Genomic DNA, 26,186 nt, shown 5'->3' with positions numbered 1-26,186 from the left:
GGCCGCTAGACTCTTCGTATTATGCGCATCCTCGTGACCGGCGGCGCCGGCTTCATCGGTTCAGAATTCGTCCGCCAGCAGCTCGGTGCAGATGCCACGGCGCAGATCACTGTCTTCGACAAGCTGACGTACTCGGGCGTCGAGGCCAACCTCGCCCCGGTCGCGGACCACCCCGGATACACCTTCGTCCAGGGCGACATCTGCGACGCGGAGGCCGTCGACCAGGTGATGCCCGGCCACGACGTCGTCGTGCACTTCGCCGCCGAGTCCCACGTGGACCGCTCCATCGCGGGCGCGGGCCCCTTCGTGATGACCAACGTGGTCGGCACGCAGGTCCTGCTCGACTCGGCCCGCAAGCACGGCGTCGGCCGCTTCGTCCACATCTCCACCGACGAGGTCTACGGCTCGATCAACGAGGGCTCCTGGACGGAGGAGTGGCCGCTGGTGCCCAACTCCCCCTACTCCGCCTCCAAGGCGTCGTCCGACCTGCTGGCGCTGGCCTACCACCGCACCCACGGCATGGACGTGGTGGTCACCCGCTGCTCCAACAACTACGGGCACTACCAGTTCCCGGAGAAGGTCATCCCGCTGTTCGTCTCGAACCTGATGGACGGCAAGAAGGTCCCGCTGTACGGCAACGGCGGCAACGTCCGCGACTGGCTGCACGTCTCCGACCACTGCCGCGGCATCGACCTGGCCATGCGCAAGGGCCGCGCCGGCGAGGTCTACAACATCGGCGGCGGCACCGAGCTCACCAACAAGGAGCTCACCGGTGTCCTGCTGGAGGCCGCCGGCCTCGGCTGGGACATGGTCGAGCAGGTCGAGGACCGCAAGGGCCACGACCTCCGCTACTCCATCGACATCAGCAAGATCGGCGCCGAGCTCGGCTACGCGCCGCAGGTCACCTTCGAGGACGGCATCAAGGCCACCATCGACTGGTACCGCGAGAACCGCGCGTGGTGGGAGCCGCTGAAGGCGAAGGCGGCCCTGCAGAAGTGAGCACCGACTCGTTCGCCGGCCGCTGGCTCGTCACCGGCGCCGCGGGGATGCTCGGCCAGGACGTCCTGGCTGAGCTGAAGGCCTCCGGCATCGAAGCCGTGGGCCTGCGCCGCGCCGACCTCGACATCACCGACCCGGCCGCCGTCCGGGCCGCGGTCGAGGGCGCCACCGTGGTCGTCAACTGCGCCGCCTGGACCGACGTGGACGGCGCCGAGACCGCCGAGGAAGCCGCCACCGCCGTCAACGGCACCGGCGTACGCGTCCTCGCCGAGGCCTGCGCCGACGCCCACGTGCGTCTGATCCACGTCTCCACCGACTACGTGCTGCCCGGCGACGCCGCGGAGCCGTACCGGGAGGACGCCGAGACCGGTCCGGTGAACGCCTACGGCCGCTCCAAGCTGGTCGGCGAGCAGGCCGTGGCCGAACTGCTGCCGCAGGACGGCTACATCGTCCGCACCGCCTGGCTGTACGGCGAGCACGGCCCGAACTTCGTCGCCACCATGCTGAAGCTGGCCGCCCAGCGGGACACCCTCGACGTCGTCGACGACCAGCACGGCCAGCCCACCTGGTCCCGCGCGCTGGCCCGCCACCTGGTCGAGCTCGGCCTGGCCGCGCTGAAGGGCCACGCCATGGGCGGGATCTACCACGGCACCGCGAGCGGCCGGACCACCTGGATGGGACTGGCCCGCGAGACCTACCGGCTGAGCGGCCTGGACCCCGAGCGGATCCGGCCGACCACCTCGGAGGCGTTCGTCCGCCCCGCCGTCCGCCCCGCCTTCAGCGTGCTCGCGCACGACCGCTGGGACGAGGGGGGCATGGCTCCGCTCGCCGACTGGCGCGAACAGCTGGCCGAAGCGCTGGCCACCCCCGGCTTCGCCGCACTGGCCGCACAGGCCCGGGACGGCCGAGCGGGATGAAAGCCCTGCTGAACAAGTTGAGCGCGGCGCTGCCGCCGGGCACCGTCGCGGTGGCCGGCGGCACCGTCGTGCTCGGCGCGGCCTCCTACGCCCACCTGGGCGTGGCCGGCCACAGCCTGTCCGACACGGGCTACGCGAACGTCTCCGTGCTGTGGACGATCGTCATGTCCATCGGCATCGGCATCTTCTTCCCGATGGAGCAGGAACTCACCCGGATCGTCTCCGCCCGCGTGGTCCTCGGCCAGGGCGCGGCCCCCGTGCTGCGCCGGGCCGGCCTGCTCACCGCGGGCATCCTCGGCGCGACCCTGCTCGTCCTCGTCCTCGGCGCCGGACCCATCGCCGACCTGCTCTTCCACGGGGACCGCGCCCTGGTGGCGGCGCTCGGCAGCGCCTTCGCCGGCATGGCCCTGTGCTACCTCACCCGCGGAGTGCTGGCCGGCCTCGGCCTGTTCGGCGCGTACGGCACCCAGCTCGCCGTCGACGGCGGCCTGCGCATCGTGCTGGCCTTCGGCTGCGCGCTCCTCGGCCTGCACTCGGCGCTGGCCTTCAGCCTGATCCTGGCCGTCGCGCCGGTCATCGCGACGCTGGTCACCCTGCCGGCGCTGCTGCGCGCCGTCGGACCCGGCGAGCCGATCGCCTGGCGCGACCTGTGCAGCGGCCTCGGCCTGCTCGTCTGCGCGACCCTGTTGTCCCAGGTCGTCGTCAACGCGGCCGTCATGAGCACCAAGCTGCTGGCTCCGTCCGACAGCGCGCTGATCGCGGCCCTGATGAGCGCGACCGTGCTCGCGCGGGTGCCGCTCTTCGTCTTCGGCTCGCTCCAGGCCTCGCTGCTCAGCGGTCTCACCGCCGCGTTCACCGCCGGCGACCGGGTGGCCTTCTGGGCGATGCTGCGCCGGATCGCGATGGTCGTCGCCGCGCTCGGACTGCTCGGCGGCGTACCGGCCACGGTCCTCGGCCCCTGGCTCATCGAGGTGCTCTTCGGCACCGAGGACCGGGTGCTGGGCAGCTTCGACTTCTTCCTGCTGTCCGCCGGCACCGCGGCGTACATGTTCGCGATGGTCCTCGGACAGGCGCTCATGGTATTCAAGCGGCACAACCTGCAGTTGCTCTCCTGGGCCCTCGGCACGGCGGTCCTGGTGGGCATCACCTTGATACCGGGCGACGTGGCCGTGCGCGTGATCGTCGCCTACGCCCTCGGTTCGACCGCCACGGTCCTCGCTATGCTGGCAGCCCTCAGGCTGAGCTTCCCCGGAGCCGCCGCCGCAGCCGGTGAAGGCCCCCGGCAGTTGGCCGACACAGGCAGCCCGGGCGTGGGAGCGGTCGGGAAATGACCATGCCCCGCCACGACGTCACACCGATCACCGAGCACTCGTTTGTGCCACATCCCGCTGGAGCTACCGTGTCCGAATACGACGATGTCTGGCTGGTCATACCGGCCTATAACGAGGGCCAGGTGATCGCCGACGTGGTCGAGGGGGCCCGCAAGACGTTCCCCAACATCGTCGTCGTCGACGACGGCAGCACCGACGACTCGGCCAAGCACATAGCCACGACCGGCGCCCACCTGGTGCGCCACCCGGTCAACCTCGGCCAGGGCGCGGCCCTGCAGACCGGCCTCACCTACGCGCTCGCCCAGCCCGGCGCCCGCTACTTCGCCACCTTCGACGCCGACGGTCAACACCAGACCAAGGACGTCGAGACCATGGTCGGCGTGCTGCGCCGCGACGAGGCCGACGTCGTGCTCGGCTCCCGCTTCATCGAGCAGAACGGCCAGGTGCCGTGGATCAAGCAGGTCGTGCTGCGCACGGCCGCCGCCGTCAGCCCGACCGCGCGCAAGCTCAAGCTCACCGACGCGCACAACGGCCTGCGCGTGCTGGGCCGGGAGGCCGCCGAGCAGCTGAACATCACCATGAACGGCATGGCCCACGCGTCCGAGCTCGTCGGCTTCCTCGCCGGCTCCACGCTGCGCGTCACAGAGGTACCGGTGGACATCCTCTACACCGACTACTCACGCGCCAAGGGTCAGTCCCTGATCAACGGCGTCAACATCCTTTTTGACATTTCGCTGCGGGAGCGTGGGCGTCGATGAAGTACTTCTGGATCCAGCTGGTCCTGATCGTCGGCTCGGTGTCGATGGCCCTCATGTTCATCCGGACCTGGGGCCAGGCGAAGAACCGCGCGTGGAAGCGCATCGCGTTCTCGGCCTTCGTCATCGTCAACGTGTACGCGGTGCTCCGCCCGACCGACGTCACCTGGCTCGCCCAGCAGCTCGGCGTCGGCCGCGGCACCGACCTGGTGCTGTACGTGATGGTGCTCGCGATGGGCTTCCTCACGCTCAACACCTTCCTGCGCTTCCGCTCCCTGGAGAAGAAGATCACCGACCTCGCCCGGACGGTCGCCATCAACGAAGGCGTCCGGCACAACGACGAGCGGCTGGGTCAGGACACCGTCGTCGCGCAGGCGACCCCGGAATCCGCTGCCGGCGCCAAGGCCGAGGCCGGCGCCGGATCCGACTCCGTGAAGGCCTGAAGCCCCATGGTGACCTTCGACTTCATGCTCCCCTACTACGGGGACGTGCAGCTGATGCAGGACGCCGTCCGCAGCGTCCTGGCGCAGACGGACCGGGACTTCCGCCTCGTCGTGATCGACGACGGCAAGGAGCCCGACGTACCCGGCTGGTTCGCCCGGCTCGGTGACGACCGGGTCCACTACACGCGCAACGAGCAGAACCTCGGCATCACCAAGAACTTCCAGAAGTGCGTGCGGCTGTCCGAGGCCGACTACGTCGTCATCATGGGCTGCGACGACCTGCTGCACCCGCACTACCTGGAGACCGTGCGCGCGCTCGTCGCCGCCCACCCGGGCATCGGCATGGTCCAGCCCGGCGTCGAGGTCATCGACGGCGACGGCAAGGTGACGGCCGGCCTGGCGGACAACACCAAGAAGCGGCTGTACGCACCGCAGGTCAAGGGCAGCCGGCTGATGGCCGGCGAGGAGCTGGCCGCCAGCGTGCTGCGCGGCAACTGGCTCTACTTCCCGTCGATCGCCTGGCGGGGCGAGGCCCTGCGCAAGGTGAACTTCCGCGACGACTACTCGGTGATCCAGGACCTCGCGCTCGTCGTCGACCTGCTCGAAGACGGCGAGGAGATGGTCGTCGACAACTCCACCACCGTGTTCCAGTACCGCCGCCACGCGGTCAGCGAGTCCTCGGTCCAGGCCTTCTCCGGAACCCGCTTCACCGAGGCCGAGCGGTACTTCTCCGCGGTCGCCGCACGCATGGACGCCCGCGGCTGGCCGAAGGCGGCCCGCGCCGCCCGCTTCCACAGCGCCTCCCGTCTGCACGCGCTGACGATGCTCCCCGGAGCCCTGCGCCGCGGACACAAGGAAGGCGCTCGAACGCTGGCGAAGCACGCGTTCACCTCCGGCCAGAACTGAGCCCACTCCGCCCACCACGAAACGGACTGAGATGACACACCTGGCCCCCGAGCAGGTCGGTGAGGCCGGCGCTCCGGCGCAGCGGCCCGCCGAACCGGCCCAAGGCACCAGCCGCTTGTCCCCCTCGCGGAGCGAGGCGTGGCTGTCCCGGCGGTGGGTGCAGGCCTCGGCGGAGGTCGTCGTCAGTCTGGTGGCGGCCCTCGGGTTCACGCTGCTGAGCACGCACATCAGCGTGAACCCGCTCGTGCGCATCGGTCAGGTCAGCGGTCTCGCCAAGCTCCAGATGTACGCGGCCCTCCTCGGCCTGCCGCTGCTCGCGGTCCTGCTCTACACCGCCTACCGCGGCAGCCTCCACCGCCACCAGCTGGCGAAGCGCCTGGTGTGCGCCGCCCTCGCCGGCCTCGCCACCGGCGTGGTGGCGGGCGGCGTGGTCGTCGCCCTGCGCGGTACGCCCTGGGGCCTCGGCGGCCAGGAGGGCGACCCGAGCGCCCTGATCGCCATGGCCAACTCCTTCCTGCACGGCGAGGGCCCGTCGGGCATCTACCCGCCGCTCTTCCCCGGCCTGATGGCCGTCTGGGCGAAGATCCGCTACGGCGGCATCGGCGGCGCCGGGTTCGCCCTCAAGGACTTCCAGATCTTCTTCACCGCGATCGCGGGCCCGATGACGTACCTGGCCTGGCGGCTGCTGCTCCGGCCGTTCTGGGCGTTGCTGATCGCCGTGCCCTCGGCCATCCTCTTCATGGACCCGATCCGCCCGTACAGCCACGCCAGCATGCTCGTCCTGCTGCCGCTGCTCGGCTACACGCTGCGCGAGATGCGCCGCGCCGGCGAGCAGCCGCTGCGCCGGGTGCTGCTCCGCGGCGCGGTCCTCGGCCTCGTCTTCGGCGTGGTCTTCCTCTGGTACTCCGGCTGGTACGTCTGGGCCGCGCCCGGCGTGTTCCTGCTGGCGCTGGGCGTCTTCCCGTGGCGCGCCGGCAAGGCCGTGGTCAAGCGGACCGCCGCGTTCGTCGGCGCCACCCTGCTGACGGCCGGCATCGTGGGCGCCCCGCTGATCTACCAGATGGCCCGGCTCGGTTCCCAGACCCCGGACCGCTACGCCTTCCTGGCGGTGTACGTCGACCCGGCGTACGTCCTGGGCTGGGTGTCCGACCGCTCCGGGAAGCTGGAGTACCAGACCTGGCCGGTGGCCGGCGAGATGGCGGGCCAGAGCGGCTTCGCCCTGCTGCTGCTGTTCGCCGTGGGCCTGGGCATCGGCCTGGCGCTGCGCAACATCATGGTCCTGACCGCCGCCGCCACCCTGGCCGGCGCCTGGCTGGCCCGCTTCTGGTTCGCCTCGCACATGGCGCACGACAAGGCCGTGCAGCTCTTCCCGCGCACCACCTGGATCATCATGTACTGCCTGATGATCCTGGCCGTCCTCGGCATGATGGCCGTGGTGAACCGGAGCTCCGGCTGGGCCGAGCGCACCCTGCGGCCGAGCGGCGCGGCCCCGGCCGCCCGCGTCGTGCCCCGGCGGGTCGTCGCCCAGCTCGCGGCCGGCATGGTCTGCGTGGTCGCGCTGTTCGCGACGATGGGCGCGTCCTGGTCGGTCAACCGGTACATGCCGCAGTCCGACAACATGACGATGGGCATCGACGCCTGGCGGGCCCACACCATCAAGAAGGCGGACGGCACCTGCCCGCGCTTCGCGCCGGACAAGAAGAAGTGCGCGGACGTCGTCACGACCGACTGGAAGCAGAACGCCGACGACGGCGAGATCTGGTGCGGTGGCATCGGACCGCTGAACTGGCAGGCCGTCTGCGGGCGCAAGGCGCCGGCGTCGGAGCTGAAGAAGGAAGAGCAGGAGCAGGAGCAGAAGGAGAAGGAGAAGGCGAAGAAGTAGCCTTCGTCCCCACCGAGGACCCCCGTCCCGCGCTGCGCCGCGGACCGGGGGTCCTCGCGCATCCGCACCCGTGGCCGCCCGAGACCGACCCCCCTGATCGGACCGGCGCCGGCGGCCAGTAGCATCCGGCCGGTCAGCCATTACTTCTGCATCACCACAGGGGCGGGGACGGACAACTTGAAAATAGGTCGTGTGCGCGGGACGGCTCTTGCCGCCGCGCTCGGGGTCGTGACGGTGCTCGGCATCCAGGGCGTCGCCAGCGGAACGGGTGCCTCCGACGGGGGAGAGGTGTCGCCCTACAGCACCCGCGCCCGCGAGAAGGGTCCGGTCGAGGGCGAGCTGCACCGGCTCGCGCTGAAGCCCAAGGGCAGGGGCGAGGCCGTCCTCTCCCAGCAGGGCACCGAGCCCTTCGGGCTCCTCGGCGTCTCCTGGAACGACCCCGAGGCCGAGGTCAAGGGCAAGATCGAGGCCCGCACCCGGGACGCCGACACCGGCAAGTGGTCGAAGTGGGTCGCGCTGGAGCAGGCCGAGTCCGGTCTCGACGGCAAGCGCCCGGGGCTGCGCGGAGCCACCGAGCCGGTCTGGGTCGGTCCGTCCGACGGGGCCGAGGTACGGGTGGCCGGCGGCGCCGAGCTGCCCGCCGGCATGGAGCTGAACCTGGTGGACCCGGGGGCCGGCGGCGCGAAGGCCAAGAAGAAGGGCAGCCTGGGCCTCGGCCCGGCCGCCTTCGCCCTCCCCGCGGAGGACCCCACGCCGACTCCGCCGACCACACCGGGACCGGAGTCGACCGCCCCGCGGCCGGACGTCGTCTCGCGCGTGCAGTGGGGCGCGGACGAGTCCCTGAACAACGAGGGCCCGATCTACCTCGCCGGCGCGAAGATCAAGGCGGTCTTCGTCCACCACACCGCCGCCAGCGCGCCGTACGAGTGCTCCGAGTCCGCCGCCATCGTCCGGAGCATCCACAAGTACCACGTGGAGATCGAGAAGTGGCGCGACCTCGGCTACAACTTCCTCGTCGACAAGTGCGGCACGATCTTCGAAGGCCGTCAGGGCGGCGTGGACCAGCCCGTCCAGGGGGCGCACACCTTCGGCTGGAACTCCGAGTCGACGAGCGTCTCGATCCTCGGTGACTACACGAACGCGGGGGCCTCGCCCGCCGCGCTCGAAGCCGTCTCCAAGGTCGCCGCGTACAAGCTCGGCCAGTACGACGGGGACATGAAGGGCACGGCGACGCTGACCGCCGGCGCCACCCAGACGAACTTCTTCGGCAAGAGCTACACCGCCGGACAGCAGTACGAGTTCAAGTCGCTCTCCGGCCACCGCGACGGCTTCAACACGCAGTGCCCGGGCAACTCCCTCTACCCGCAGCTGGAGGCGCTCCGCCAGACGGGCCCCGCGGCCCAGCTGAAGCTCACCTCGGTGAACGGGGCGCCGGCAGTCCCGGGCGCCACCTACCCCGGCGGCGCCGCACTGACGGTCGACTGGACCACCAGCACGGCCAGTGGCGCGCTGAACAAGTTCGAGCTGCTGGTGGACGGTGAGGCCACCGCCGTCACCGACGCCGCCGCCCGCAAGGCGACCGCCGTCGTGACCCACGGCAAGCACGAGGTCCGGGTCCGCGCGACCGCCGCGAACGGCAAGGTCTCCACGAGCCTCGCGGTCACCGTCGACGCGGACGTCAAGGGCGCCAAGTTCGTCCCGCTCGCGCCGAAGCGGCTGATGGACACCCGTACCGGCCTGGGCGTTCGCTCCGGCCCCGTGGGCACCGCCGGCGTGGTCACCCTGCCGGTGGCCGCCGCCACCGGCGGCACGCCCACCGCCGTGGTGCTGAACGTGACGGCGACCAACCCGACGCAGCCCAGCTTCGTCTCGGTGTACCCGAGCGGTACGACCCGCTCCAGCGCCTCGAACCTGAACTTCACCCCGGGCCAGACGATCCCCAACCTGGTGGTCGTCCCCGTCGTCAACGGGAGCGTCAGCTTCTACAACAACCAGGGCAACGTCGACCTGATCGCGGACGTCACCGGCTACTTCACCTCGGAGGGTGAGGGCGCCACGCAGACCAACTTCGGCCCGAAGCGGCTGATGGACACCCGCACGGGCCTCGGCGTTCCGGCCGGTCCGGTCGGAACCGCCGGCGTGGTCACCCTGCCCGTGGCGGGCGTCGACGGCATCCCGGCCACCGGCGTCAAGGCCGTGGTGCTGAACGTGACGGCGACCAACCCGACGCAGCCCAGCTTCGTGTCGGTCTTCCCGAGCGGTACGACCCGCTCCAGCGCGTCGAACCTGAACTTCACCCCGGGCCAGACGATCCCCAACCTGGTGGTCGTCCCCGTCGTGGACGGCAAGGTCAGCTTCTACAACAACCAGGGCAACGTCGACCTGATCGCCGACATCACCGGCTACTTCTCGGACGCCGCCGACGGCGCCGTGCACGCGAACTTCGGCCCGAAGCGGCTGATGGACACCCGCACGGGCCTCGGCGTCCGGCAGGGCCCGGTCACCAAGGGCGGCGTGGTCACGCTGCCCGTGGCGGGCGTCGGCGGCATCCCTGCCACCGGGATCAAGGCCGTGGTGCTGAACGTGACGGCGACCAACCCGACGGAGGCGAGCTACGTGTCGGTCTTCCCGAGCGGCACCACCCGCTCCAGCGCCTCCAACCTGAACGTCACCGCCGGTCTCACGATCCCCAACCTGGTGGTCGTCCCCGTCGTGGACGGCAAGGTCAGCTTCTACAACAACAGCGGTTCCGTGGATCTCATCGCGGACATCACGGGGTACTTCAGCTAGTGGCGTGAACACGCCTTTTCGCAGGTGAGGGGCTCCACACCGCAAGGTGCGGGGCCCCTCGCGGCATGTCGCGGCAGGGAACGGAAACAGGGGGACACAGGGGACATGGGGAAGAACGAAGACGGGGCGGGGATCTCCGACGAGGAGCTGGCCCGCTTCATGGAGCAGGCCGCCCAGGGCGCCGGCAGCGCGCCGACCGAGCCCTCCGCACGGGCGCGGATGGTCACCGAACGGCTGCGCGCCACGCAGGGGCAGGAGCCGCCCGGCTGGCGGACCGGGCCCGTACGGCGGGAGCGCCGGCGGCCCGGGCGGCTGGGGGCCGCCCTGGCCGTCCTCGGCATCGCCGCGCTCGCGCTGATCGCCGTACGGCCCGAGCTGGTGATCGACCGGCTCACCGGCAGGACCGAGGCCCGCCAGGACGCCCGGAACGCCGCTCCGCTGCCGGGGGAGTCCGGACGTCCGACCGCGCCGCCGCCGTCGACGGCACCCGACCAGCCGACTCTGCAGGAACCTTTCCGCGGCTCCCCGGCCCTCCAGTGGGCCGACGGGGCCGCCGGCATCGAGGCGCCCGCGGCCACGGCCGTCGCCGGGATGTCCGAGCAGCAGGTCGCGGACGCGCTGGAGAAGGCCAGGCAGTTCCTGATCGCGACCAATCTCGACCCGGCGACCCTGCGCGGGGAGCGGCCGGCCGCCGCCCTGGCGATCCTGGACCCCAAGCAGCCGGAGGTCCCGCAGCGGCTGGAGCAGTCCCTGACCAGGCCCACCGAGGAGAACACCCCGGTGACGCTCTTCACCCGCTTCGACCAGACGAAGGTCAAGCCGGTGGGTGACGTCGTCAAGGTGCGCGGCAGCATGCGCGCGGAGGCGGGGGAGCCCGGGGAACTGCTCGTGGTGACGGACTACACCTTCGTCCACCCCATGACGAACGGGGGCACGGACGTGCAGCGCACCATCGTGCGCCGGCAGGTCACCCTGAGCCTGCTCGACCCGGCGCGCTGGGAGGCCACCCGGGGCCGGCTCCAGCTGCGCAAGTACGTCTCGGAGTGGTCGAACGTCGCATGCGGGACGGCCGACGGCTTCCTGCACCCGGAGTTCCCGCGCGAGGCTCCGGCCGGGCCGACGCCCACCGGTCCCGCCGTGGATCCGTACGACCGCAGCAGGGACATCGAGGGCGAAGGGTGCGGGACGGTCACGCGCTCCTGAACGGGGGAGGAGCCCCGCCGGGCGATGCGCGTGGTGCAGTTTGACCACTCAGCGTGGCGGGGTATTCTCTTCGGCCCGATTGGCCAGGTACGTGCCTCGTATGGCAGACTACTCAAGTTGCTCGGCTGAGTGCCGATGCTGCGCGCCTCCCGCCGGGAGGACCGGAAGCGAGTCCCACAGTACTCGTCGTTCTTAATCTGCCTCTCGGGGCAGCAATGGGGACGGACGTACGGGAATCTTCTGGGAAGCGTCAGCACGGTGCCCACCAGGCACTCGGTGGGTGTTTCTCCCCCGAAACGCGGTCACAGGGACCGCACCCCCTTGGACGAGGGAATTTCCGTATGGGAATTTTCTGTAGAGGGAGTGCGACACGCCCGACCACGTGGGTCGGAGAGAAGCGGTGGGATCCGTCCCACAGCCGACCGAGGGCCAGAGCGTTTCCACATACAGACAGGACTACGGAGTAGCCATGGCGGGACAGAAGATCCGCATCCGGCTCAAGGCCTACGACCACGAGGTCATCGATTCCTCGGCGAAGAAGATCGTCGAGACGGTGACGCGCACTGGTGCGTCGGTCGCGGGCCCGGTGCCGCTGCCCACTGAGAAGAACGTGTACTGCGTCATCAAGTCGCCGCACAAGTACAAGGACTCGCGCGAGCACTTCGAGATGCGCACGCACAAGCGCCTGATCGACATCCTCGACCCGACCCCCAAGACCGTTGACTCGCTGATGCGCCTGGACCTTCCGGCCGGCGTTGACATCGAGATCAAGCTCTGAGAGGCGTCGAGAAGATGGCAAAGCAGATCAAGGGCGTCCTGGGCGAGAAGCTCGGCATGACCCAGGTCTGGGACGAGAACAACCGTGTCGTCCCGGTGACCGTGGTCAAGGCCGGACCCTGCGTCGTTACCCAGGTCCGTACGAACGACATCGACGGCTACGAGTCGGTCCAGATCGCCTTCGGCGAGATCGACCCGCGCAAGGTGAACAAGCCCCTCAAGGGCCACTTCGCCAAGGCCGACGTGACCCCCCGCCGCCACCTGGTGGAGCTCCGCACCTCCGACGCCAGCGAGTACACGCTCGGCCAGGAGATCACTGCTGAGGTGTTCGAGTCCGGCGTCAAGGTTGACGTCACGGGCAACAGCAAGGGCAAGGGCTTCGCCGGTGTCATGAAGCGGCACAACTTCCGGGGCCTCGGCGCCGGTCACGGTGTGCAGCGCAAGCACCGCTCCCCCGGTTCGATCGGTGGCTGCGCCACCCCTGGGCGTGTCTTCAAGGGCATGCGCATGGCCGGTCGCATGGGTAACGAGCGCGTCACCACCCAGAACCTGACCATCCACGCGGTTGACGCGGAGAAGGGTCTGCTGCTCATCAAGGGCGCGGTCCCCGGTCCGAACGGCGGCCTCGTCCTGGTCCGTACCGCGGCCAAGGGGGCTTGAGGTAATGAGCACCATTGACATCCTTTCGCCGGCAGGCGACAAGGCCGGTACCGTCGAGCTCCCCGCGGAGATCTTCGACGCCAAGACCAGCGTTCCGCTGATCCACCAGGTCGTTGTCGCTCAGCTGGCTGCTGCCCGTCAGGGCACGCACAAGACCAAGACCCGTGGCGAAGTCCGTGGTGGTGGCCGCAAGCCGTACCGCCAGAAGGGCACCGGCCGCGCCCGTCAGGGTTCGACCCGCGCTCCGCAGTTCGCAGGCGGTGGCGTCGTCCACGGCCCGCAGCCGCGTGACTACTCGCAGCGGACCCCCAAGAAGATGAAGGTCGCCGCCCTCCGCGGTGCCCTCTCGGACCGTGCGCGTCACTCCCGCATCCACGTCGTCACCGGCGTGGTCGAGGGTGCCGCCTCCACGAAGGCCGCCAAGACGCTGTTCGGCAAGATCTCGGAGCGCAAGAACCTGCTCCTGGTCGTCGAGCGTGCCGACGAGGCCGCGTGGCTGTCCGCCCGCAACCTGCCCCAGGTTCACATCCTGGAGCCGGGCCAGCTGAACACGTACGACGTGATCGTCTCTGACGACGTGGTCTTCACCCAGGCCGCGCTCGAGTCCTTCGTGTCTGGCCCCAAGGCCGACGAGACCGAAGGGAGCGACGCCTGATGTCTGAGGCGACCGTTACCAGCAAGACCTTCACCGACCCGCGCGACCTGCTGATCAAGCCGGTTGTCTCGGAGAAGAGCTACGCGCTGCTGGACGAGAACAAGTACACGTTCATCGTCGCGCCCGGCGCCAACAAGACCCAGATCAAGCAGGCCGTGGAAGCGGTCTTCTCGGTCAAGGTCACCGGGGTCAACACGATCAACCGTCAGGGTAAGCGCAAGCGCACCAAGACCGGTTTCGGCAAGCGTGCCAACACCAAGCGCGCCATCGTGACCCTTGCCGAGGGCAACCGTATCGACATCTTCGGCGGCCAGGCCTCCTAACGGAGGTCTAGTCGTCCGGAATCGGACGAGGACTGAGAAATGGGTATCCGCAAGTACAAGCCGACGACCCCGGGCCGTCGTGGCTCCAGCGTCGCCGACTTTGTCGAGATCACGCGGTCCACGCCGGAGAAGTCGCTGGTTCGCCCTCTGCACAGCAAGGGCGGCCGTAACAACACCGGCCGGATCACCGTTCGCCACCAGGGTGGCGGACACAAGCGCGCCTACCGCGTGATCGACTTCCGTCGTCACGACAAGGACGGCGTGCCGGCCAAGGTCGCGCACATCGAGTACGACCCCAACCGCACCGCGCGCATCGCGCTGCTGCACTACGCCGACGGCGAGAAGCGCTACATCATCGCGCCGCGCGGTCTGCAGCAGGGTGACCGGATTGAGAACGGCCCGACGGCCGACATCAAGCCCGGCAACAACCTGGCGCTCCGCAACATCCCGGTCGGTACCACGATCCACGCGATCGAGCTCCGTCCCGGTGGCGGTGCGAAGTTCGCCCGCTCCGCTGGTGCCTCCGTGCAGCTGCTCGCGAAGGAGGGCGTCATGGCCCACCTCCGCATGCCGTCGGGCGAGATCCGTCTCGTCGACGCGCGCTGCCGTGCCACGGTCGGCGAGGTCGGCAACGCCGAGCAGTCGAACATCAACTGGGGCAAGGCCGGCCGCATGCGCTGGAAGGGCGTTCGCCCGTCCGTCCGCGGTGTCGCGATGAACCCGGTTGACCACCCGCACGGTGGTGGTGAGGGCAAGACCAGTGGTGGTCGCCACCCGGTCTCCCCGTGGGGTCAGAAGGAGGGTCGTACTCGCTCGCCGAAGAAGGCTTCGAGCAAGTACATCGTCCGCCGCCGCAAGACGAACAAGAAGCGCTAGGAGCGGGTTTAGATGCCGCGCAGTCTCAAGAAGGGGCCCTTCGTCGACGACCACCTCGTAAAGAAGGTGGACGTCCAGAACGAAGCCGGCACCAAGAACGTCATCAAGACCTGGTCCCGTCGCTCGATGATCATCCCCAGCATGCTGGGTCACACCATCGCGGTGCACAACGGCAAGACCCACGTCCCGGTGTTCGTCACCGAGTCGATGGTCGGCCACAAGCTCGGCGAGTTCTCGCCGACTCGCACCTTCCGCGGCCACGTCAAGGACGACCGGAAGTCGAAGCGCCGCTAAAGGCGGGGTGGTTACGACTATGACTTACACCGAAGGGACAACCATGGAAGCCAGGGCCCAGGCGCGGTACATCCGCGTCACGCCCATGAAGGCCCGCCGAGTGGTGGACCTTATCCGTGGCATGGATGCCACGGAGGCTCAGGCGGTCCTGCGTTTCGCCCCGCAGGCCGCGAGCGTGCCGGTCGGCAAGGTGCTGGACAGCGCCATTGCCAACGCCGCACACAACTACAACCACCCGGACGCCTCCACGCTGGTCATCAGCGAGGCGTACGTGGACGAGGGCCCGACCCTGAAGCGGTTCCGTCCGCGTGCCCAGGGCCGTGCCTACCGGATCCGCAAGCGGACCAGCCACATCACCGTGGTCGTCAGCAGCAAGGAAGGTTCCCGGTAATGGGCCAGAAGGTAAACCCGCACGGGTTCCGGCTCGGCATCACCACCGACTTCAAGTCGCGTTGGTACGCCGACAAGCTGTACAAGGACTACGTCAAGGAAGACGTCGCCATCCGTCGGATGATGACGTCCGGCATGGAGCGCGCCGGCATCTCGAAGGTTGAGATCGAGCGCACCCGTGACCGCGTGCGTGTGGACATCCACACCGCTCGTCCGGGCATCGTCATCGGCCGCCGTGGCGCCGAGGCCGACCGCATCCGCGGTGACCTCGAGAAGCTCACGGGCAAGCAGGTCCAGCTGAACATCCTCGAGGTCAAGAACCCCGAGCTCGACGCTCAGCTGGTTGCCCAGGCCGTTGCCGAGCAGCTCTCCTCCCGCGTCTCCTTCCGTCGCGCCATGCGTAAGAGCATGCAGGGCACGATGAAGGCCGGCGCCAAGGGCATCAAGATCCAGTGTGGCGGCCGTCTCGGCGGCGCCGAGATGTCCCGCTCCGAGTTCTACCGCGAAGGCCGTGTGCCGCTGCACACCCTCCGCGCGAACGTGGACTACGGCTTCTTCGAGGCCAAGACCACCTTCGGCCGTATCGGTGTGAAGGTCTGGATCTACAAGGGCGACGTCAAGAACATCGCCGAGGTTCGCGCCGAGAACGCTGCGGCCCGTGCGGGTAACCGCCCGGCCCGTGGCGCGCAGGGCGCTGGCGACCGTCCCGCCGGCCGTGGTGGCCGTGGTGGCGAGCGCGGCGGCCGTGGTGGCCGCAAGCCGCAGCAGGCTGCTGGTGTCGAGGCCCCCAAGGCCGACGCTCCCGCCGCCGCTCCGGCTGAGAGCACCGGAACGGAGGCCTGACCGACATGCTGATCCCTCGTAGGGTCAAGCACCGCAAGCAGCACCACCCGAAGCGCCGCGGTATGGCCAAGGGCGGTACTGAGGTCTCGTTCGGCGAGTACGGCATCCAGGCGCTGACCCCGGCGTACGTGACGAACCGCCAGATCGAGGCGGCTCGTATCGCGATGACCCGCCACATCAAGCGTGGCGGCAAGGTCTGGATCAACATCTACCCGGACCGCCCGCTCACGAAGAAGCCCGCCGAGACCCGCATGGGTTCCGGTAAGGGTTCTCCCGAGTGGTGGATTGCCAACGTGCACCCGGGCCGGGTCATGTTCGAGCTGTCCTACCCGAACGAGAAGATTGCTCGTGAGGCGCTCACCCGCGCTGCTCACAAGCTTCCGATGAAGTGCCGGATTGTTCGGCGCGAGGCAGGTGAGTCGTGATGGCGACGGGAACCAAGGCGTCCGAGCTGCGTGAGCTCGGCAACGAGGAGCTCGTTGGCAAGCTGCGCGAGGCCAAGGAGGAGCTGTTCAAGCTCCGCTTCCAGGCGGCCACGGGTCAGCTGGAGAACAACGGCCGGCTCAAGTCCGTCCGTAAGGACATCGCTCGCATCTACACCCTGATGCACGAGCGTGAGCTCGGTATCGAGACGGTGGAGAGCGCCTGATGAGCGAGAACAACGTGACTGAGAAGACCGAGCGCGGATTCCGCAAGACCCGTGAGGGTCTGGTCGTCAGCGACAAGATGGACAAGACCGTCGTCGTCGCCGTCGAGGACCGCGTGAAGCACGCCCTGTACGGCAAGGTCATCCGCCGTACGAACAAGCTCAAGGCTCACGACGAGCAGAACGCTGCCGGCGTCGGCGACCGCGTCCTCATCATGGAGACGCGTCCGCTGTCGGCGAGCAAGCGCTGGCGCATCGTCGAGATCCTCGAGAAGGCCAAGTAAGGAAATTCGCGCAAGCGAATTCCCACCAGACACAGTCTGAGGGGTTTCCCTCAGATTCGTTCCGCCAGGCTCGGTGGGGGCCTCGCTCCTCGGAGTGAAGCCCCCGCCGGGAACCGGCAGACAAACAGGAGATAGACGTGATCCAGCAGGAGTCGCGACTGCGTGTCGCCGACAACACTGGTGCCAAGGAGATCCTTTGCATCCGTGTTCTCGGTGGTTCCGGTCGCCGCTACGCGGGCATCGGTGACGTCATCGTCGCCACCGTCAAGGACGCGATCCCCGGTGGCAACGTGAAGAAGGGTGACGTCGTCAAGGCGGTCATCGTTCGCACCGTGAAGGAGCGCCGCCGCCAGGACGGCTCGTACATCCGCTTCGACGAGAACGCCGCCGTCATTCTGAAGAACGACGGCGACCCTCGCGGCACCCGTATCTTCGGCCCCGTCGGCCGTGAGCTGCGCGAGAAGAAGTTCATGAAGATCATCTCGCTCGCGCCGGAGGTGCTGTAAGCATGAAGATCAAGAAGGGCGACCTGGTCCAGGTCATCACCGGTAAGGACAAGGGCAAGCAGGGCAAGGTCATCGTTGCCTTCCCCGCCGACAACCGTGTCCTCGTCGAGGGTGTCAACCGGGTCAAGAAGCACACCAAGGCTGCGCAGAACCAGGCCGGTGGCATTGTGATCACCGAGGCCCCGGTCCACGTCAGCAACGTTCAGCTGGTTGTGGAGAAGGACGGCAAGAAGGTCGTCACCCGCGTCGGCTACCGCTTCGACGACGAGGGCAACAAGATCCGCGTTGCCAAGCGGACGGGTGAGGACATCTGATGGCTACCACTCCGCGTCTCAAGACGAAGTACCGCGAGGACATCGCGGGCAAGCTGCGTGAGGAGTTCTCCTACGAGAACGTCATGCAGATCCCCGGCCTCGTGAAGATCGTGGTCAACATGGGTGTGGGCGACGCCGCCCGCGACTCCAAGCTGATCGACGGCGCCATCAAGGACCTGACGACGATCACCGGTCAGAAGCCGGCCGTCACGAAGGCCCGGAAGTCCATCGCGCAGTTCAAGCTGCGCGAGGGTCAGCCGATCGGCTGCCACGTCACCCTCCGTGGTGACCGCATGTGGGAGTTCCTGGACCGTACGCTGTCGCTCGCGCTGCCGCGTATCCGTGACTTCCGTGGTCTGTCGCCGAAGCAGTTCGACGGCCGTGGCAACTACACCTTCGGTCTCACGGAGCAGGTCATGTTCCACGAGATCGACCAGGACAAGATCGACCGTACCCGGGGTATGGACATCACCGTGGTCACCACGGCGACCAACGACGACGAGGGCCGTGCCCTCCTTCGTCACCTCGGCTTCCCCTTCAAGGAGGCGTAAGCGAGATGGCGAAGAAGGCTCTCATCGCGAAGGCTGCCCGCAAGCCCAAGTTCGGTGTGCGTGCGTACACCCGCTGCCAGCGCTGCGGTCGCCCCCACTCCGTGTACCGCAAGTTCGGCCTGTGCCGCGTCTGCCTTCGTGAGATGGCTCACCGTGGCGAGCTGCCGGGCGTGACCAAGAGCTCCTGGTAAATCACCCTCGTCCGCAAGGACTTGGGCGGTACCAGGCACTCTCGGTAAGCATCTGGACGGTGGGTGCCCGGCCGCGCATGCCTTAGGCTTGTGTGGTTGGGCGTCCGCCGCCCATAACGACTTACTACGCCGTAGGTCCCCGCACCGCACCCGTCCCGCCACTGAGTGGGGAGAGGGATGGCGCATACAGGAAACCCCGGCGAGAGAGGCCGAAGGCCACTTCATGACCATGACTGACCCGATCGCAGACATGCTGACCCGTCTGCGTAACGCTAACTCGGCGTACCACGACACCGTCGTGATGCCGCACAGCAAGATCAAGTCGCACATCGCGGAGATCCTCAAGCAGGAGGGTTTCATCACCGGCTGGAAGGTCGAGGACGCCGAGGTCGGCAAGAACCTCGTCCTCGAGCTGAAGTTCGGGCCGAACCGTGAGCGCTCCATCGCGGGCATCAAGCGGATCTCGAAGCCCGGTCTGCGCGTGTACGCAAAGTCCACCAACCTGCCGAAGGTGCTCGGCGGCCTGGGCGTGGCGATCATCTCCACGTCCCACGGTCTCCTCACCGGCCAGCAGGCAGGCAAGAAGGGCGTAGGTGGGGAAGTCCTCGCCTACGTCTGGTAGTCGGGAACGGAGGAAAAGCAATGTCGCGAATCGGCAAGCTCCCCATCCAGGTTCCCGCCGGTGTGGACGTCACCATCGATGGCCAGACGGTCGCCGTGAAGGGCCCCAAGGGTTCCCTCGCGCACACCGTTAAGGCGCCCATCGCAGTCGTCAAGGACGAGGACGGCGTTCTGAACGTCACCCGCCCGAACGACGAGCGTCAGAACAAGGCCCTGCACGGCCTGTCCCGCACGCTGGTGGCGAACATGATCACCGGTGTGACCACGGGGTACGTCAAGGCTCTCGAGATCAGCGGTGTCGGTTACCGTGTCCTGGCGAAGGGCTCCGACCTGGAGTTCCAGCTCGGATACAGCCACCCGATCCTGGTGGAGGCGCCCGAGGGCATCTCCTTCAAGGTCGAGTCGCCGACCAAGTTCACGGTCGAGGGCATCGACAAGCAGAAGGTCGGCGAGGTCGCCGCCAACATCCGCAAGCTGCGGAAGCCCGACCCGTACAAGGCCAAGGGTGTCAAGTACGCCGGCGAAGTCATCCGCCGCAAGGTCGGAAAGGCTGGTAAGTAGCCATGGCATACGGTGTGAAGATCGCCAAGGGCGACGCGTACAAGCGCGCTGCCAAGGCTCGCCGCCACATCCGCATCCGCAAGAACGTCTCGGGTACGGCGGAGCGTCCGCGCCTCGTCGTGACGCGTTCCAACCGCAACATCGTTGCTCAGGTCATCGACGACCTCCAGGGTCACACCCTGGCGTCCGCGTCGACCCTGGACGCTTCGATCCGCGGTGGCGAAGGCGACAAGAGCGCCCAGGCCCAGGCTGTCGGCGCGCTCGTCGCCGAGCGTGCCAAGGCTGCGGGTGTCGAGACCGTCGTGTTCGACCGCGGTGGCAACCGATACGCCGGGCGCATTGCCGCTCTGGCTGACGCCGCCCGCGAAGCCGGGCTGAAGTTCTAAGCCCCGGTTCCGGGACTCACGGACGTAACAGAGAGAGGTAATCCAATGGCTGGACCCCAGCGCCGCGGAAGCGGTGCCGGTGGCGGCGAGCGGCGGGACCGGAAGGGTCGCGACGGTGGCCCTGCCGCCGAGAAGACCGCTTACGTTGAGCGCGTTGTCGCGATCAACCGCGTCGCCAAGGTTGTCAAGGGTGGTCGCCGCTTCAGCTTCACCGCGCTGGTCGTGGTGGGCGACGGTGACGGCACTGTAGGTGTCGGTTACGGCAAGGCCAAGGAAGTTCCCGCGGCCATCGCCAAGGGTGTCGAGGAAGCGAAGAAGAACTTCTTCAAGGTTCCGCGCATCCAGGGCACCATCCCTCACCCGATCACGGGCGAGCGCGCTGCGGGCGTCGTGCTGCTGAAGCCGGCTTCCCCCGGTACCGGTGTTATCGCCGGTGGCCCGGTGCGCGCCGTTCTGGAGTGCGCCGGCGTTCACGACATCCTGTCGAAGTCGCTCGGCTCTTCGAACGCGATCAACATCGTGCACGCGACCGTGGCGGCCCTCAAGGGCCTGCAGCGTCCCGAGGAGATCGCGGCTCGCCGTGGTCTGCCCCTCGAGGACGTCGCCCCCGCGGCCCTGCTTCGTGCACGTGCCGGGGCGGGTGCTGCGTAATGGCTCGCCTCAAGATCACGCAGACGAAGTCGTACATCGGTAGCAAGCAGAACCACCGCGACACTCTGCGTTCGCTCGGGCTCAAGCGCCTGAACGACGTGGTCGTCAAGGAGGACCGCCCCGAGTTCCGCGGAATGGTGCACACCGTCCGCCACCTCGTGACGGTTGAGGAGGTTGACTAACATGGCTGAGAACAGCCCGCTGAAGGCCCACAACCTCCGTCCCGCCCCCGGCGCCAAGACCGCGAAGACCCGTGTCGGTCGTGGTGAGGCGTCGAAGGGTAAGACGGCCGGTCGTGGTACGAAGGGCCAGAAGGCCCGCTACCAGATCCCGCAGCGCTTCGAGGGTGGGCAGATGCCCCTCCACATGCGCCTGCCGAAGCTCAAGGGCTTCAAGAACCCGTTCCGCACCGAGTTCCAGGTCGTCAACCTGGACAAGCTCGGCGCTCTCTACCCCGAGGGTGGAGAAGTCACGGTGGCCGACCTGGTCGCCAAGGGCGCGGTTCGCAAGAACAGCCTCGTCAAGGTCCTGGGCCAGGGCGAGCTCTCCGTGGCGCTGCAGGTTTCGGTTGACGCCGTCTCCGCCTCCGCCAAGGAGAAGATCGCCGCTGCCGGTGGCACCGTCACCGAGCTCGTCTAAGACGATTTCAGTGGCTGAATAGCTCGAAACCCGACCGGGGATGCCTCACATATGGGGCATCCCCGGTTGGTCGTTCCACGGAAGGCACACTCGCCGGTAAGGTGGCGTGCACCTTTGCTTTGTCGTATACGTCGATCCCTCAGACCGTCACCTCTGACGCAGTAGCGCGGGGGTCGCAGGAGGCACCGTGCTCACCGCGTTCGCCCGGGCGTTCAAGACGCCCGACCTGCGCAAGAAGCTGCTCTTCACGCTCGGCATCATCGTGCTGTTCCGGCTCGGGTCCCACATCCCGGTACCCGGCGTGAGCTACAAGAACGTTCAGATCTGTGTTGAGCAGGCAGGCAGCAGCAATGGGCTGTTCGGCCTCGTCAACATGTTCAGCGGCGGTGCGCTGCTGCAGATCACGATCTTCGCGCTCGGCATCATGCCCTACATCACGGCGAGCATCATTCTGCAGCTGCTGACCGTGGTCATCCCGAAGCTGGAGACCCTCAAGAAAGAGGGCCAGTCCGGCACGGCGAAGATCACTCAGTACACGCGCTATCTGACGGTCGCGCTGGCGATCCTGCAGGGCACGGGCCTCGTCGCCACGGCCCGCACCGGTGCCCTGTTCCAGGGCTGCTCGGCCGCCCGCGATATCGTCCCCGACCGGTCCATCTTCACCACGATCGTCATGGTCGTCACCATGACCGCCGGAACCTGCGTCGTCATGTGGCTCGGTGAGCTCATCACGGACCGCGGCATCGGCAACGGCATGTCGATCCTCATGTTCATCTCGATCGCCGCCGGCTTCATCGGCGCCATGTGGCAGATCAAGCTCCAGGGCAAGATCGCGGATGGCTGGGTCGAGTTCGGCGTCGTCATCCTGGTCGGCCTCGCGATGGTGTGCCTGGTGGTCTTCGTCGAGCAGGCGCAGCGCCGGATCCCGGTCCAGTACGCGAAGCGCATGATCGGCCGCCGTGCCTACGGCGGTACCTCGACCTACATCCCGCTCAAGGTGAACCAGGCGGGCATCATCCCCGTCATCTTCGCCTCGTCGCTGCTCTACATCCCGGCACTGATCGTCCAGTTCAGCGGCTCGACCGCGGGCTGGGCCACCTGGATCCAGAAGCACTTCGTCAAGGGTGACCACCCGTACTACATCGCGACCTACTTCCTCCTGATCGTCTTCTTCGCGTTCTTCTACGTGGCGATCTCGTTCAACCCCGAGGAAGTTGCAGACAACATGAAGAAGTATGGTGGGTTCATCCCGGGTATTCGTGCCGGTCGACCCACTGCCGAGTACCTGAGCTACGTGCTCAACCGGATCACCTGGCCGGGGTCGCTGTACCTGGGTCTCATCGCTCTTGTGCCGACGATGGCGTTGGCCGGCTTCGGAGCGAACCAGAACTTCCCGTTCGGCGGGACGAGCATCCTGATCATCGTGGGTGTGGGTCTGGAAACCGTGAAGCAGATCGAGAGCCAGCTCCAGCAGCGTAATTACGAAGGGTTCCTCCGCTGATGCGAATCGTCCTCGTGGGACCGCCCGGTGCGGGCAAGGGAACGCAGGCCGCGTTCCTCGCCAAGAACCTGTCGATCCCGCACATCTCCACGGGCGACCTGTTCCGGGCCAACATCAGCCAGGGAACCGAGCTGGGCAAGCAGGCGAAGGCGTACATGGACGCCGGCGACCTGGTCCCCGACGAGGTGACCATCGGCATGGCGAAGGACCGGATGGCGCAGCCCGACGCCGCCCGCGGCTTCCTGCTCGACGGTTTCCCGCGCAACGTGTCGCAGGCCGAGGCCCTCGACGAGATGCTGAAGGCCGAGGGCATGAAGCTCGACGCCGTCCTCGACCTGGAGGTCGAGGAGGACGAGGTCGTCAAGCGGATCGCCGGCCGCCGGTGCTGCCGCAACGACTCCTCGCACGTCTTCCACGTCGCGTACGCCCCGCCGAAGACCGAGGGCGTCTGCGACCTCTGCGGTGGCGAGCTGTACCAGCGCGGTGACGACTCCGAGGACACGGTGCGCAACCGGCTGGAGGTCTACCACACGCAGACCGAGCCGATCATCGACTACTACAAGGGCCAGGGCCTGCTGGTGACCATCCCGGCCCTGGGTGAGGTCGCGGACGTCACGAAGCGCGCGATGGACGCCCTCCCGAAGTAGTACCCCCGTAGGGCAAGAACGGCCGCGGTGTCCCCAGGGCATCGCGGCCGTACTGTTGAGAAGACTCGTACCGAGGCTGGAAGGCGTTTTTCATGGTCCAGATCAAGACCCCCGAGCAGATCGCGAAGATGCGCGAGGCGGGGCTGGTCGTCGCCGCGATCCACGCGGCGACCCGTGAGGCGGCCGTTCCGGGCGCCACGACGCGTGATCTGGACATGGTGGCCCGCAAGGTGATCGCGGACGCCGGCGCCAAGTCGAACTTCCTCGGCTACGGCGGCTTCCCCGCGACGATCTGCACCTCGGTGAACGAGGTCGTCGTCCACGGCATCCCGGACGACAAGACGGTCCTCAAGGACGGCGACATCATCTCGATCGACGCCGGCGCCATCGTCGACGGCTGGCACGGCGACGCCGCGTACACCGCCTTCGTGGGCACGGGGCACGCCCCGGAGCTCCTGGAGCTCTCCCGGGTGACCGAGGAGTCCATGTGGGCCGGCATCGCCGCCATGAAGCTCGGCAACCGGCTCGTGGACATCTCCAAGGCGATCGAGACGTACATCAAGCGCCAGCCGCGTCCCGCCACCGGTGACCACAGCCTCGGCAAGTTCGGGATCATCGAGGACTACGGCGGCCACGGCATCGGGTCCGAGATGCACATGGACCCGCACCTGCTGAACTACGTCTCGCGCAAGCGGGGCAAGGGGATCAAGCTGGTCCCGGGCGTCTGCCTGGCGATCGAGCCGATGGTCTCCCTGGGCACCGCCCAGACGGAGGTACTGGCGGACGACTGGACGGTCATCACGACGGACGGCACCTGGTCCTCGCACTGGGAGCACTCCATCGCCCTGACGGAGGCCGGTCCGATCGTCCTGACCAGCCCGGACTGCGGCAAGGCGAAGCTGGCGGAGTACGGAGTCACCACGGCTCCGGACCCTCTGGCGTAATGATCTACACTCTGGGGCAAACTTTCCGGATTCGTCTTTCTGGGTGCCCTGACGTAGACTGACTCGTCGGCTCTCGTGCACATCCATGCCTGCAAGCGTGGCGCACCGGAGTCGATCAAGGTAGCCGATTCGAAGGGCGAAGCGTGGCCAAGAAGCAAGGTGCCATCGAGATCGAGGGCACCGTGATCGAGTCCCTCCCGAACGCGATGTTCAAGGTGGAACTGCAGAACGGTCACAAGGTCCTCGCGCACATCAGCGGCAAGATGCGCATGCACTACATCCGCATCCTCCCGGATGACCGGGTCGTCGTGGAGCTGTCTCCGTACGACCTGACGCGTGGCCGGATCGTCTACCGATACAAGTAGATCTTGTCCTCACTCCTGCCTGGGCGTCTTGTCCCGGTGCGGGTGGTGGCACTGACCCGGAGAACCTCACCAACATGAAGGTCAAGCCGAGCGTCAAGAAGATCTGCGACAAGTGCAAGGTGATCCGCCGTCACGGTCGGGTCATGGTCATCTGCGACAACCTGCGCCACAAGCAGCGCCAGGGCTGACGCACGCCGACCGACCTGCCTTAACGCAGTTCTTCGCGCGACGTAAGAAAACGTACATACGCAGAATCCGCCCAGCCCTGCAAGGGGCCGGCGGCACCTCCGGCGGGGGCCGGGGACCCGGGCGTACCACCACCCATTCAGGTGTGGTCGGCGGTCGGGGCTGATTCTGCGGAAGACCCCCGAACACACAGGAGCCATTGAATGGCACGCGTTTCCGGTGTTGACATCCCGCGCGAAAAGCGTGTGGAGATCGCACTCACCTACGTCTTCGGTATCGGGCGCACCCGGTCCAAGGAGATCCTCGCCTCCACCGGCGTGAACCCGAACACCCGCGTTCGTGACCTGGCCGAAGAGGACCTGGTCAAGATCCGCGAGTACGTGGACGCCAACCTCCGTACCGAGGGTGACCTCCGCCGCGAGATCCAGGCCGACATCCGTCGCAAGGTCGAGATCCAGTGCTACCAGGGTATCCGCCACCGTCGCGGCCTCCCGGTGCACGGTCAGCGCACCAGCACGAACGCGCGTACCCGCAAGGGCCCGCGTCGCGCGATCGCCGGTAAGAAGAAGCCGGGCAAGAAGTAGTCCTGTTCAGCGGTCTTGCGCTGTAGGACCGACCACCTCCCGTAGGAGATTTAGATGCCCCCCAAGGGTCGTCAGGGCGCTGCCAAGAAGGTGCGCCGCAAGGAAAAGAAGAACGTCGCTCACGGGCACGCCCACATCAAGAGCACGTTCAACAACACCATCGTTTCGATCACCGACCCCTCGGGCAACGTGATCTCCTGGGCCTCCGCCGGCCACGTCGGCTTCAAGGGCTCGCGCAAGTCCACCCCCTTCGCCGCGCAGATGGCCGCCGAGTCGGCCGCCCGCCGCGCGCAGGAGCACGGCATGCGCAAGGTCGACGTCTTCGTGAAGGGTCCGGGCTCCGGCCGCGAGACCGCGATCCGCTCCCTCCAGGCCACCGGCCTCGAGGTCGGCTCGATCCAGGACGTCACCCCCACCCCGCACAACGGCTGCCGCCCGCCGAAGCGCCGCCGCGTCTGACGCAGCGGACGCACCTGTGCGTTCTTGAGTGTCCGGGCGGTACGAACCCCTCGCGGGGGACGTACCGCCCGTACCCTTGTAGTCCGCAGCTCCGGCTGCACCCCGT

37 protein-coding genes are annotated in these 26,186 nt (G+C 67.9%); all 37 read left to right on the top strand.

Annotated elements, in window-relative coordinates; translation table 11 throughout:
- Positions 1–21: 21 nt before the first annotated feature.
- The 37 genes from rfbB to rpsK all read left to right on the top strand — a co-directional run bounded on the left by rfbB (position 22) and on the right by rpsK (position 26,080).
- Positions 22–999, top strand: a complete 978-nt coding sequence (rfbB, locus tag ACFYP3_RS14230) for a dTDP-glucose 4,6-dehydratase (protein WP_388831410.1) — start codon at positions 22–24, stop codon at positions 997–999.
- On the top strand, positions 996–1,916 hold the full coding sequence (gene rfbD / locus ACFYP3_RS14225) for a dTDP-4-dehydrorhamnose reductase (RefSeq protein WP_388831408.1): 921 nt from the start codon (positions 996–998) through the stop codon (positions 1,914–1,916). The genes rfbB and rfbD overlap by 4 nt, the downstream gene beginning before the upstream one ends.
- On the top strand, positions 1,913–3,247 hold the full coding sequence (locus tag ACFYP3_RS14220; protein WP_388831406.1) for a lipopolysaccharide biosynthesis protein: 1,335 nt from the start codon (positions 1,913–1,915) through the stop codon (positions 3,245–3,247). Before rfbD ends, ACFYP3_RS14220 begins: the two co-directional genes overlap by 4 nt.
- Before the next feature lie 68 nt (positions 3,248–3,315).
- Positions 3,316–4,005, top strand: coding sequence for a glycosyltransferase family 2 protein (locus tag ACFYP3_RS14215; protein ID WP_388831404.1), 690 nt, complete (start codon positions 3,316–3,318; stop codon positions 4,003–4,005).
- Positions 4,002–4,445 carry a DUF2304 domain-containing protein gene (locus ACFYP3_RS14210; protein ID WP_388831402.1) on the top strand — a complete coding sequence of 148 codons (444 nt, stop codon included), beginning with the start codon at positions 4,002–4,004 and terminating at the stop codon, positions 4,443–4,445. Before ACFYP3_RS14215 ends, ACFYP3_RS14210 begins: the two co-directional genes overlap by 4 nt.
- 6 nt (positions 4,446–4,451) lie before the next feature.
- A complete protein-coding gene (locus tag ACFYP3_RS14205) occupies positions 4,452–5,351 on the top strand; it encodes a glycosyltransferase family 2 protein (RefSeq protein WP_388831400.1) in 900 nt (299 codons plus the stop codon).
- 31 nt (positions 5,352–5,382) lie between these two features.
- Positions 5,383–7,233: a hypothetical protein gene (locus tag ACFYP3_RS14200; RefSeq protein WP_388831398.1), complete on the top strand. Its 1,851-nt coding sequence runs from the start codon at positions 5,383–5,385 to the stop codon at positions 7,231–7,233.
- Positions 7,234–7,425: 192 nt separating this feature from the next.
- On the top strand, positions 7,426–10,023 hold the full coding sequence (locus ACFYP3_RS14195) for a peptidoglycan recognition protein (protein WP_388831396.1): 2,598 nt from the start codon (positions 7,426–7,428) through the stop codon (positions 10,021–10,023).
- 105 nt (positions 10,024–10,128) lie between these two features.
- Complete coding sequence (locus tag ACFYP3_RS14190; protein WP_388831394.1) at positions 10,129–11,226, top strand: hypothetical protein; 1,098 nt, start codon at positions 10,129–10,131, stop codon at positions 11,224–11,226.
- Between the two features lie 469 nt (positions 11,227–11,695).
- Positions 11,696–12,004: a 30S ribosomal protein S10 gene (gene rpsJ / locus ACFYP3_RS14185; protein WP_003948644.1), complete on the top strand. Its 309-nt coding sequence runs from the start codon at positions 11,696–11,698 to the stop codon at positions 12,002–12,004.
- 14 nt (positions 12,005–12,018) lie between these two features.
- On the top strand, positions 12,019–12,663 hold the full coding sequence (rplC, locus tag ACFYP3_RS14180; RefSeq protein WP_007265899.1) for a 50S ribosomal protein L3: 645 nt from the start codon (positions 12,019–12,021) through the stop codon (positions 12,661–12,663).
- Positions 12,664–12,667: 4 nt separating this feature from the next.
- Positions 12,668–13,318 carry a 50S ribosomal protein L4 gene (gene rplD, locus ACFYP3_RS14175; RefSeq protein ID WP_031152736.1) on the top strand — a complete coding sequence of 217 codons (651 nt, stop codon included), beginning with the start codon at positions 12,668–12,670 and terminating at the stop codon, positions 13,316–13,318.
- Positions 13,318–13,641 (top strand): 50S ribosomal protein L23, encoded by a 324-nt coding sequence (gene rplW, locus ACFYP3_RS14170; protein ID WP_007265901.1) that lies wholly within the window; start codon positions 13,318–13,320, stop codon positions 13,639–13,641. Before rplD ends, rplW begins: the two co-directional genes overlap by 1 nt.
- A 39-nt stretch (positions 13,642–13,680) precedes the next feature.
- Complete coding sequence (gene rplB, locus ACFYP3_RS14165; protein WP_030388860.1) at positions 13,681–14,517, top strand: 50S ribosomal protein L2; 837 nt, start codon at positions 13,681–13,683, stop codon at positions 14,515–14,517.
- 12 nt (positions 14,518–14,529) lie between these two features.
- Positions 14,530–14,811, top strand: coding sequence for a 30S ribosomal protein S19 (gene rpsS / locus ACFYP3_RS14160; RefSeq protein ID WP_008739713.1), 282 nt, complete (start codon positions 14,530–14,532; stop codon positions 14,809–14,811).
- Positions 14,812–14,854: 43 nt separating this feature from the next.
- The gene (rplV, locus tag ACFYP3_RS14155; RefSeq protein ID WP_007265904.1) at positions 14,855–15,202 is read left to right on the top strand and encodes a 50S ribosomal protein L22; all 348 of its coding nucleotides are present in this window, start codon (positions 14,855–14,857) and stop codon (positions 15,200–15,202) included.
- Positions 15,202–16,044 carry a 30S ribosomal protein S3 gene (rpsC, locus tag ACFYP3_RS14150; protein WP_030230639.1) on the top strand — a complete coding sequence of 281 codons (843 nt, stop codon included), beginning with the start codon at positions 15,202–15,204 and terminating at the stop codon, positions 16,042–16,044. Before rplV ends, rpsC begins: the two co-directional genes overlap by 1 nt.
- 5 nt (positions 16,045–16,049) lie before the next feature.
- On the top strand, positions 16,050–16,469 hold the full coding sequence (gene rplP / locus ACFYP3_RS14145) for a 50S ribosomal protein L16 (RefSeq protein WP_030026326.1): 420 nt from the start codon (positions 16,050–16,052) through the stop codon (positions 16,467–16,469).
- The gene (gene rpmC, locus ACFYP3_RS14140; RefSeq protein WP_008739703.1) at positions 16,469–16,693 is read left to right on the top strand and encodes a 50S ribosomal protein L29; all 225 of its coding nucleotides are present in this window, start codon (positions 16,469–16,471) and stop codon (positions 16,691–16,693) included. The genes rplP and rpmC overlap by 1 nt, the downstream gene beginning before the upstream one ends.
- The gene (gene rpsQ / locus ACFYP3_RS14135; protein WP_030008467.1) at positions 16,693–16,974 is read left to right on the top strand and encodes a 30S ribosomal protein S17; all 282 of its coding nucleotides are present in this window, start codon (positions 16,693–16,695) and stop codon (positions 16,972–16,974) included. The genes rpmC and rpsQ overlap by 1 nt, the downstream gene beginning before the upstream one ends.
- A 137-nt stretch (positions 16,975–17,111) precedes the next feature.
- Positions 17,112–17,480, top strand: coding sequence for a 50S ribosomal protein L14 (gene rplN, locus ACFYP3_RS14130; RefSeq protein WP_003956455.1), 369 nt, complete (start codon positions 17,112–17,114; stop codon positions 17,478–17,480).
- Positions 17,481–17,482: 2 nt separating this feature from the next.
- Positions 17,483–17,794: a 50S ribosomal protein L24 gene (gene rplX / locus ACFYP3_RS14125; protein ID WP_030008468.1), complete on the top strand. Its 312-nt coding sequence runs from the start codon at positions 17,483–17,485 to the stop codon at positions 17,792–17,794.
- Positions 17,794–18,345, top strand: coding sequence for a 50S ribosomal protein L5 (rplE, locus tag ACFYP3_RS14120; protein ID WP_030388859.1), 552 nt, complete (start codon positions 17,794–17,796; stop codon positions 18,343–18,345). The genes rplX and rplE overlap by 1 nt, the downstream gene beginning before the upstream one ends.
- 5 nt (positions 18,346–18,350) lie before the next feature.
- On the top strand, positions 18,351–18,536 hold the full coding sequence (locus tag ACFYP3_RS14115; protein WP_003956452.1) for a type Z 30S ribosomal protein S14: 186 nt from the start codon (positions 18,351–18,353) through the stop codon (positions 18,534–18,536).
- 223 nt (positions 18,537–18,759) lie between these two features.
- Complete coding sequence (gene rpsH / locus ACFYP3_RS14110) at positions 18,760–19,158, top strand: 30S ribosomal protein S8 (RefSeq protein ID WP_007265911.1); 399 nt, start codon at positions 18,760–18,762, stop codon at positions 19,156–19,158.
- 20 nt (positions 19,159–19,178) lie between these two features.
- Positions 19,179–19,718, top strand: coding sequence for a 50S ribosomal protein L6 (gene rplF, locus ACFYP3_RS14105; RefSeq protein WP_030710347.1), 540 nt, complete (start codon positions 19,179–19,181; stop codon positions 19,716–19,718).
- A 2-nt stretch (positions 19,719–19,720) separates the two neighbouring features.
- Positions 19,721–20,104 (top strand): 50S ribosomal protein L18, encoded by a 384-nt coding sequence (gene rplR, locus ACFYP3_RS14100; RefSeq protein ID WP_030026334.1) that lies wholly within the window; start codon positions 19,721–19,723, stop codon positions 20,102–20,104.
- A gap of 45 nt (positions 20,105–20,149) precedes the next feature.
- Positions 20,150–20,755, top strand: coding sequence for a 30S ribosomal protein S5 (gene rpsE, locus ACFYP3_RS14095; RefSeq protein WP_030298218.1), 606 nt, complete (start codon positions 20,150–20,152; stop codon positions 20,753–20,755).
- Positions 20,755–20,937 (top strand): 50S ribosomal protein L30, encoded by a 183-nt coding sequence (gene rpmD, locus ACFYP3_RS14090; RefSeq protein ID WP_005313525.1) that lies wholly within the window; start codon positions 20,755–20,757, stop codon positions 20,935–20,937. The genes rpsE and rpmD overlap by 1 nt, the downstream gene beginning before the upstream one ends.
- A gap of 1 nt (position 20,938) precedes the next feature.
- On the top strand, positions 20,939–21,394 hold the full coding sequence (gene rplO / locus ACFYP3_RS14085) for a 50S ribosomal protein L15 (RefSeq protein ID WP_008739693.1): 456 nt from the start codon (positions 20,939–20,941) through the stop codon (positions 21,392–21,394).
- A 187-nt stretch (positions 21,395–21,581) separates the two neighbouring features.
- Positions 21,582–22,895 (top strand): preprotein translocase subunit SecY, encoded by a 1,314-nt coding sequence (gene secY / locus ACFYP3_RS14080; RefSeq protein ID WP_388831385.1) that lies wholly within the window; start codon positions 21,582–21,584, stop codon positions 22,893–22,895.
- The gene (locus ACFYP3_RS14075) at positions 22,895–23,542 is read left to right on the top strand and encodes an adenylate kinase (protein ID WP_388831383.1); all 648 of its coding nucleotides are present in this window, start codon (positions 22,895–22,897) and stop codon (positions 23,540–23,542) included. Before secY ends, ACFYP3_RS14075 begins: the two co-directional genes overlap by 1 nt.
- A 92-nt stretch (positions 23,543–23,634) precedes the next feature.
- Positions 23,635–24,486: a type I methionyl aminopeptidase gene (gene map / locus ACFYP3_RS14070; protein WP_376614999.1), complete on the top strand. Its 852-nt coding sequence runs from the start codon at positions 23,635–23,637 to the stop codon at positions 24,484–24,486.
- A 143-nt stretch (positions 24,487–24,629) separates the two neighbouring features.
- The gene (gene infA, locus ACFYP3_RS14065) at positions 24,630–24,851 is read left to right on the top strand and encodes a translation initiation factor IF-1 (RefSeq protein WP_003956442.1); all 222 of its coding nucleotides are present in this window, start codon (positions 24,630–24,632) and stop codon (positions 24,849–24,851) included.
- Positions 24,852–24,925: 74 nt separating this feature from the next.
- Positions 24,926–25,039 (top strand): 50S ribosomal protein L36, encoded by a 114-nt coding sequence (gene rpmJ, locus ACFYP3_RS14060; RefSeq protein WP_003956441.1) that lies wholly within the window; start codon positions 24,926–24,928, stop codon positions 25,037–25,039.
- 201 nt (positions 25,040–25,240) lie between these two features.
- Positions 25,241–25,621, top strand: coding sequence for a 30S ribosomal protein S13 (rpsM, locus tag ACFYP3_RS14055; RefSeq protein WP_030710357.1), 381 nt, complete (start codon positions 25,241–25,243; stop codon positions 25,619–25,621).
- Between the two features lie 54 nt (positions 25,622–25,675).
- Entirely contained in the window at positions 25,676–26,080 is a 405-nt protein-coding gene (rpsK, locus tag ACFYP3_RS14050) for a 30S ribosomal protein S11 (RefSeq protein WP_003956432.1), read from the top strand.
- Positions 26,081–26,186 lie beyond the last annotated feature (106 nt).

The sequence above is a fragment of the Streptomyces sp. NPDC005533 genome (genome assembly GCF_042871845.1).
Taxonomy (GTDB): Bacteria; Actinomycetota; Actinomycetes; order Streptomycetales; family Streptomycetaceae; genus Streptomyces.
The sequence above is the reverse complement of the archived record's forward strand: the minus strand, read 5'-3'. Positions and strand labels throughout refer to the sequence as shown.

Bases quoted from the DNA above. Each gene is read 5' to 3' on its own strand.
- rfbB (WP_388831410.1), top strand. From the start codon at position 22: ATGCGCATCCTCGTGACCGGCGGCGCCGGCTTCATCGGTTCAGAATTC.
- ACFYP3_RS14220 (WP_388831406.1), top strand. From the start codon at position 1,913: ATGAAAGCCCTGCTGAACAAGTTGAGCGCGGCGCTGCCGCCGGGCACC.
- ACFYP3_RS14210 (WP_388831402.1), top strand. From the start codon at position 4,002: ATGAAGTACTTCTGGATCCAGCTGGTCCTGATCGTCGGCTCGGTGTCG.
- ACFYP3_RS14205 (WP_388831400.1), top strand. From the start codon at position 4,452: ATGGTGACCTTCGACTTCATGCTCCCCTACTACGGGGACGTGCAGCTG.
- ACFYP3_RS14200 (WP_388831398.1), top strand. From the start codon at position 5,383: ATGACACACCTGGCCCCCGAGCAGGTCGGTGAGGCCGGCGCTCCGGCG.
- ACFYP3_RS14190 (WP_388831394.1), top strand. From the start codon at position 10,129: ATGGGGAAGAACGAAGACGGGGCGGGGATCTCCGACGAGGAGCTGGCC.
- rpsJ (WP_003948644.1), top strand. From the start codon at position 11,696: ATGGCGGGACAGAAGATCCGCATCCGGCTCAAGGCCTACGACCACGAG.
- rplC (WP_007265899.1), top strand. From the start codon at position 12,019: ATGGCAAAGCAGATCAAGGGCGTCCTGGGCGAGAAGCTCGGCATGACC.
- rplD (WP_031152736.1), top strand. From the start codon at position 12,668: ATGAGCACCATTGACATCCTTTCGCCGGCAGGCGACAAGGCCGGTACC.
- rplW (WP_007265901.1), top strand. From the start codon at position 13,318: ATGTCTGAGGCGACCGTTACCAGCAAGACCTTCACCGACCCGCGCGAC.
- rplB (WP_030388860.1), top strand. From the start codon at position 13,681: ATGGGTATCCGCAAGTACAAGCCGACGACCCCGGGCCGTCGTGGCTCC.
- rpsS (WP_008739713.1), top strand. From the start codon at position 14,530: ATGCCGCGCAGTCTCAAGAAGGGGCCCTTCGTCGACGACCACCTCGTA.
- rplV (WP_007265904.1), top strand. From the start codon at position 14,855: ATGGAAGCCAGGGCCCAGGCGCGGTACATCCGCGTCACGCCCATGAAG.
- rpsC (WP_030230639.1), top strand. From the start codon at position 15,202: ATGGGCCAGAAGGTAAACCCGCACGGGTTCCGGCTCGGCATCACCACC.
- rplP (WP_030026326.1), top strand. From the start codon at position 16,050: ATGCTGATCCCTCGTAGGGTCAAGCACCGCAAGCAGCACCACCCGAAG.
- rpmC (WP_008739703.1), top strand. From the start codon at position 16,469: ATGGCGACGGGAACCAAGGCGTCCGAGCTGCGTGAGCTCGGCAACGAG.
- rpsQ (WP_030008467.1), top strand. From the start codon at position 16,693: ATGAGCGAGAACAACGTGACTGAGAAGACCGAGCGCGGATTCCGCAAG.
- rplX (WP_030008468.1), top strand. From the start codon at position 17,483: ATGAAGATCAAGAAGGGCGACCTGGTCCAGGTCATCACCGGTAAGGAC.
- rplE (WP_030388859.1), top strand. From the start codon at position 17,794: ATGGCTACCACTCCGCGTCTCAAGACGAAGTACCGCGAGGACATCGCG.
- ACFYP3_RS14115 (WP_003956452.1), top strand. From the start codon at position 18,351: ATGGCGAAGAAGGCTCTCATCGCGAAGGCTGCCCGCAAGCCCAAGTTC.
- rpsH (WP_007265911.1), top strand. From the start codon at position 18,760: ATGACCATGACTGACCCGATCGCAGACATGCTGACCCGTCTGCGTAAC.
- rplF (WP_030710347.1), top strand. From the start codon at position 19,179: ATGTCGCGAATCGGCAAGCTCCCCATCCAGGTTCCCGCCGGTGTGGAC.
- rplR (WP_030026334.1), top strand. From the start codon at position 19,721: ATGGCATACGGTGTGAAGATCGCCAAGGGCGACGCGTACAAGCGCGCT.
- rpsE (WP_030298218.1), top strand. From the start codon at position 20,150: ATGGCTGGACCCCAGCGCCGCGGAAGCGGTGCCGGTGGCGGCGAGCGG.
- rpmD (WP_005313525.1), top strand. From the start codon at position 20,755: ATGGCTCGCCTCAAGATCACGCAGACGAAGTCGTACATCGGTAGCAAG.
- rplO (WP_008739693.1), top strand. From the start codon at position 20,939: ATGGCTGAGAACAGCCCGCTGAAGGCCCACAACCTCCGTCCCGCCCCC.
- ACFYP3_RS14075 (WP_388831383.1), top strand. From the start codon at position 22,895: ATGCGAATCGTCCTCGTGGGACCGCCCGGTGCGGGCAAGGGAACGCAG.
- map (WP_376614999.1), top strand. From the start codon at position 23,635: ATGGTCCAGATCAAGACCCCCGAGCAGATCGCGAAGATGCGCGAGGCG.
- rpmJ (WP_003956441.1), top strand. From the start codon at position 24,926: ATGAAGGTCAAGCCGAGCGTCAAGAAGATCTGCGACAAGTGCAAGGTG.
- rpsM (WP_030710357.1), top strand. From the start codon at position 25,241: ATGGCACGCGTTTCCGGTGTTGACATCCCGCGCGAAAAGCGTGTGGAG.
- rpsK (WP_003956432.1), top strand. From the start codon at position 25,676: ATGCCCCCCAAGGGTCGTCAGGGCGCTGCCAAGAAGGTGCGCCGCAAG.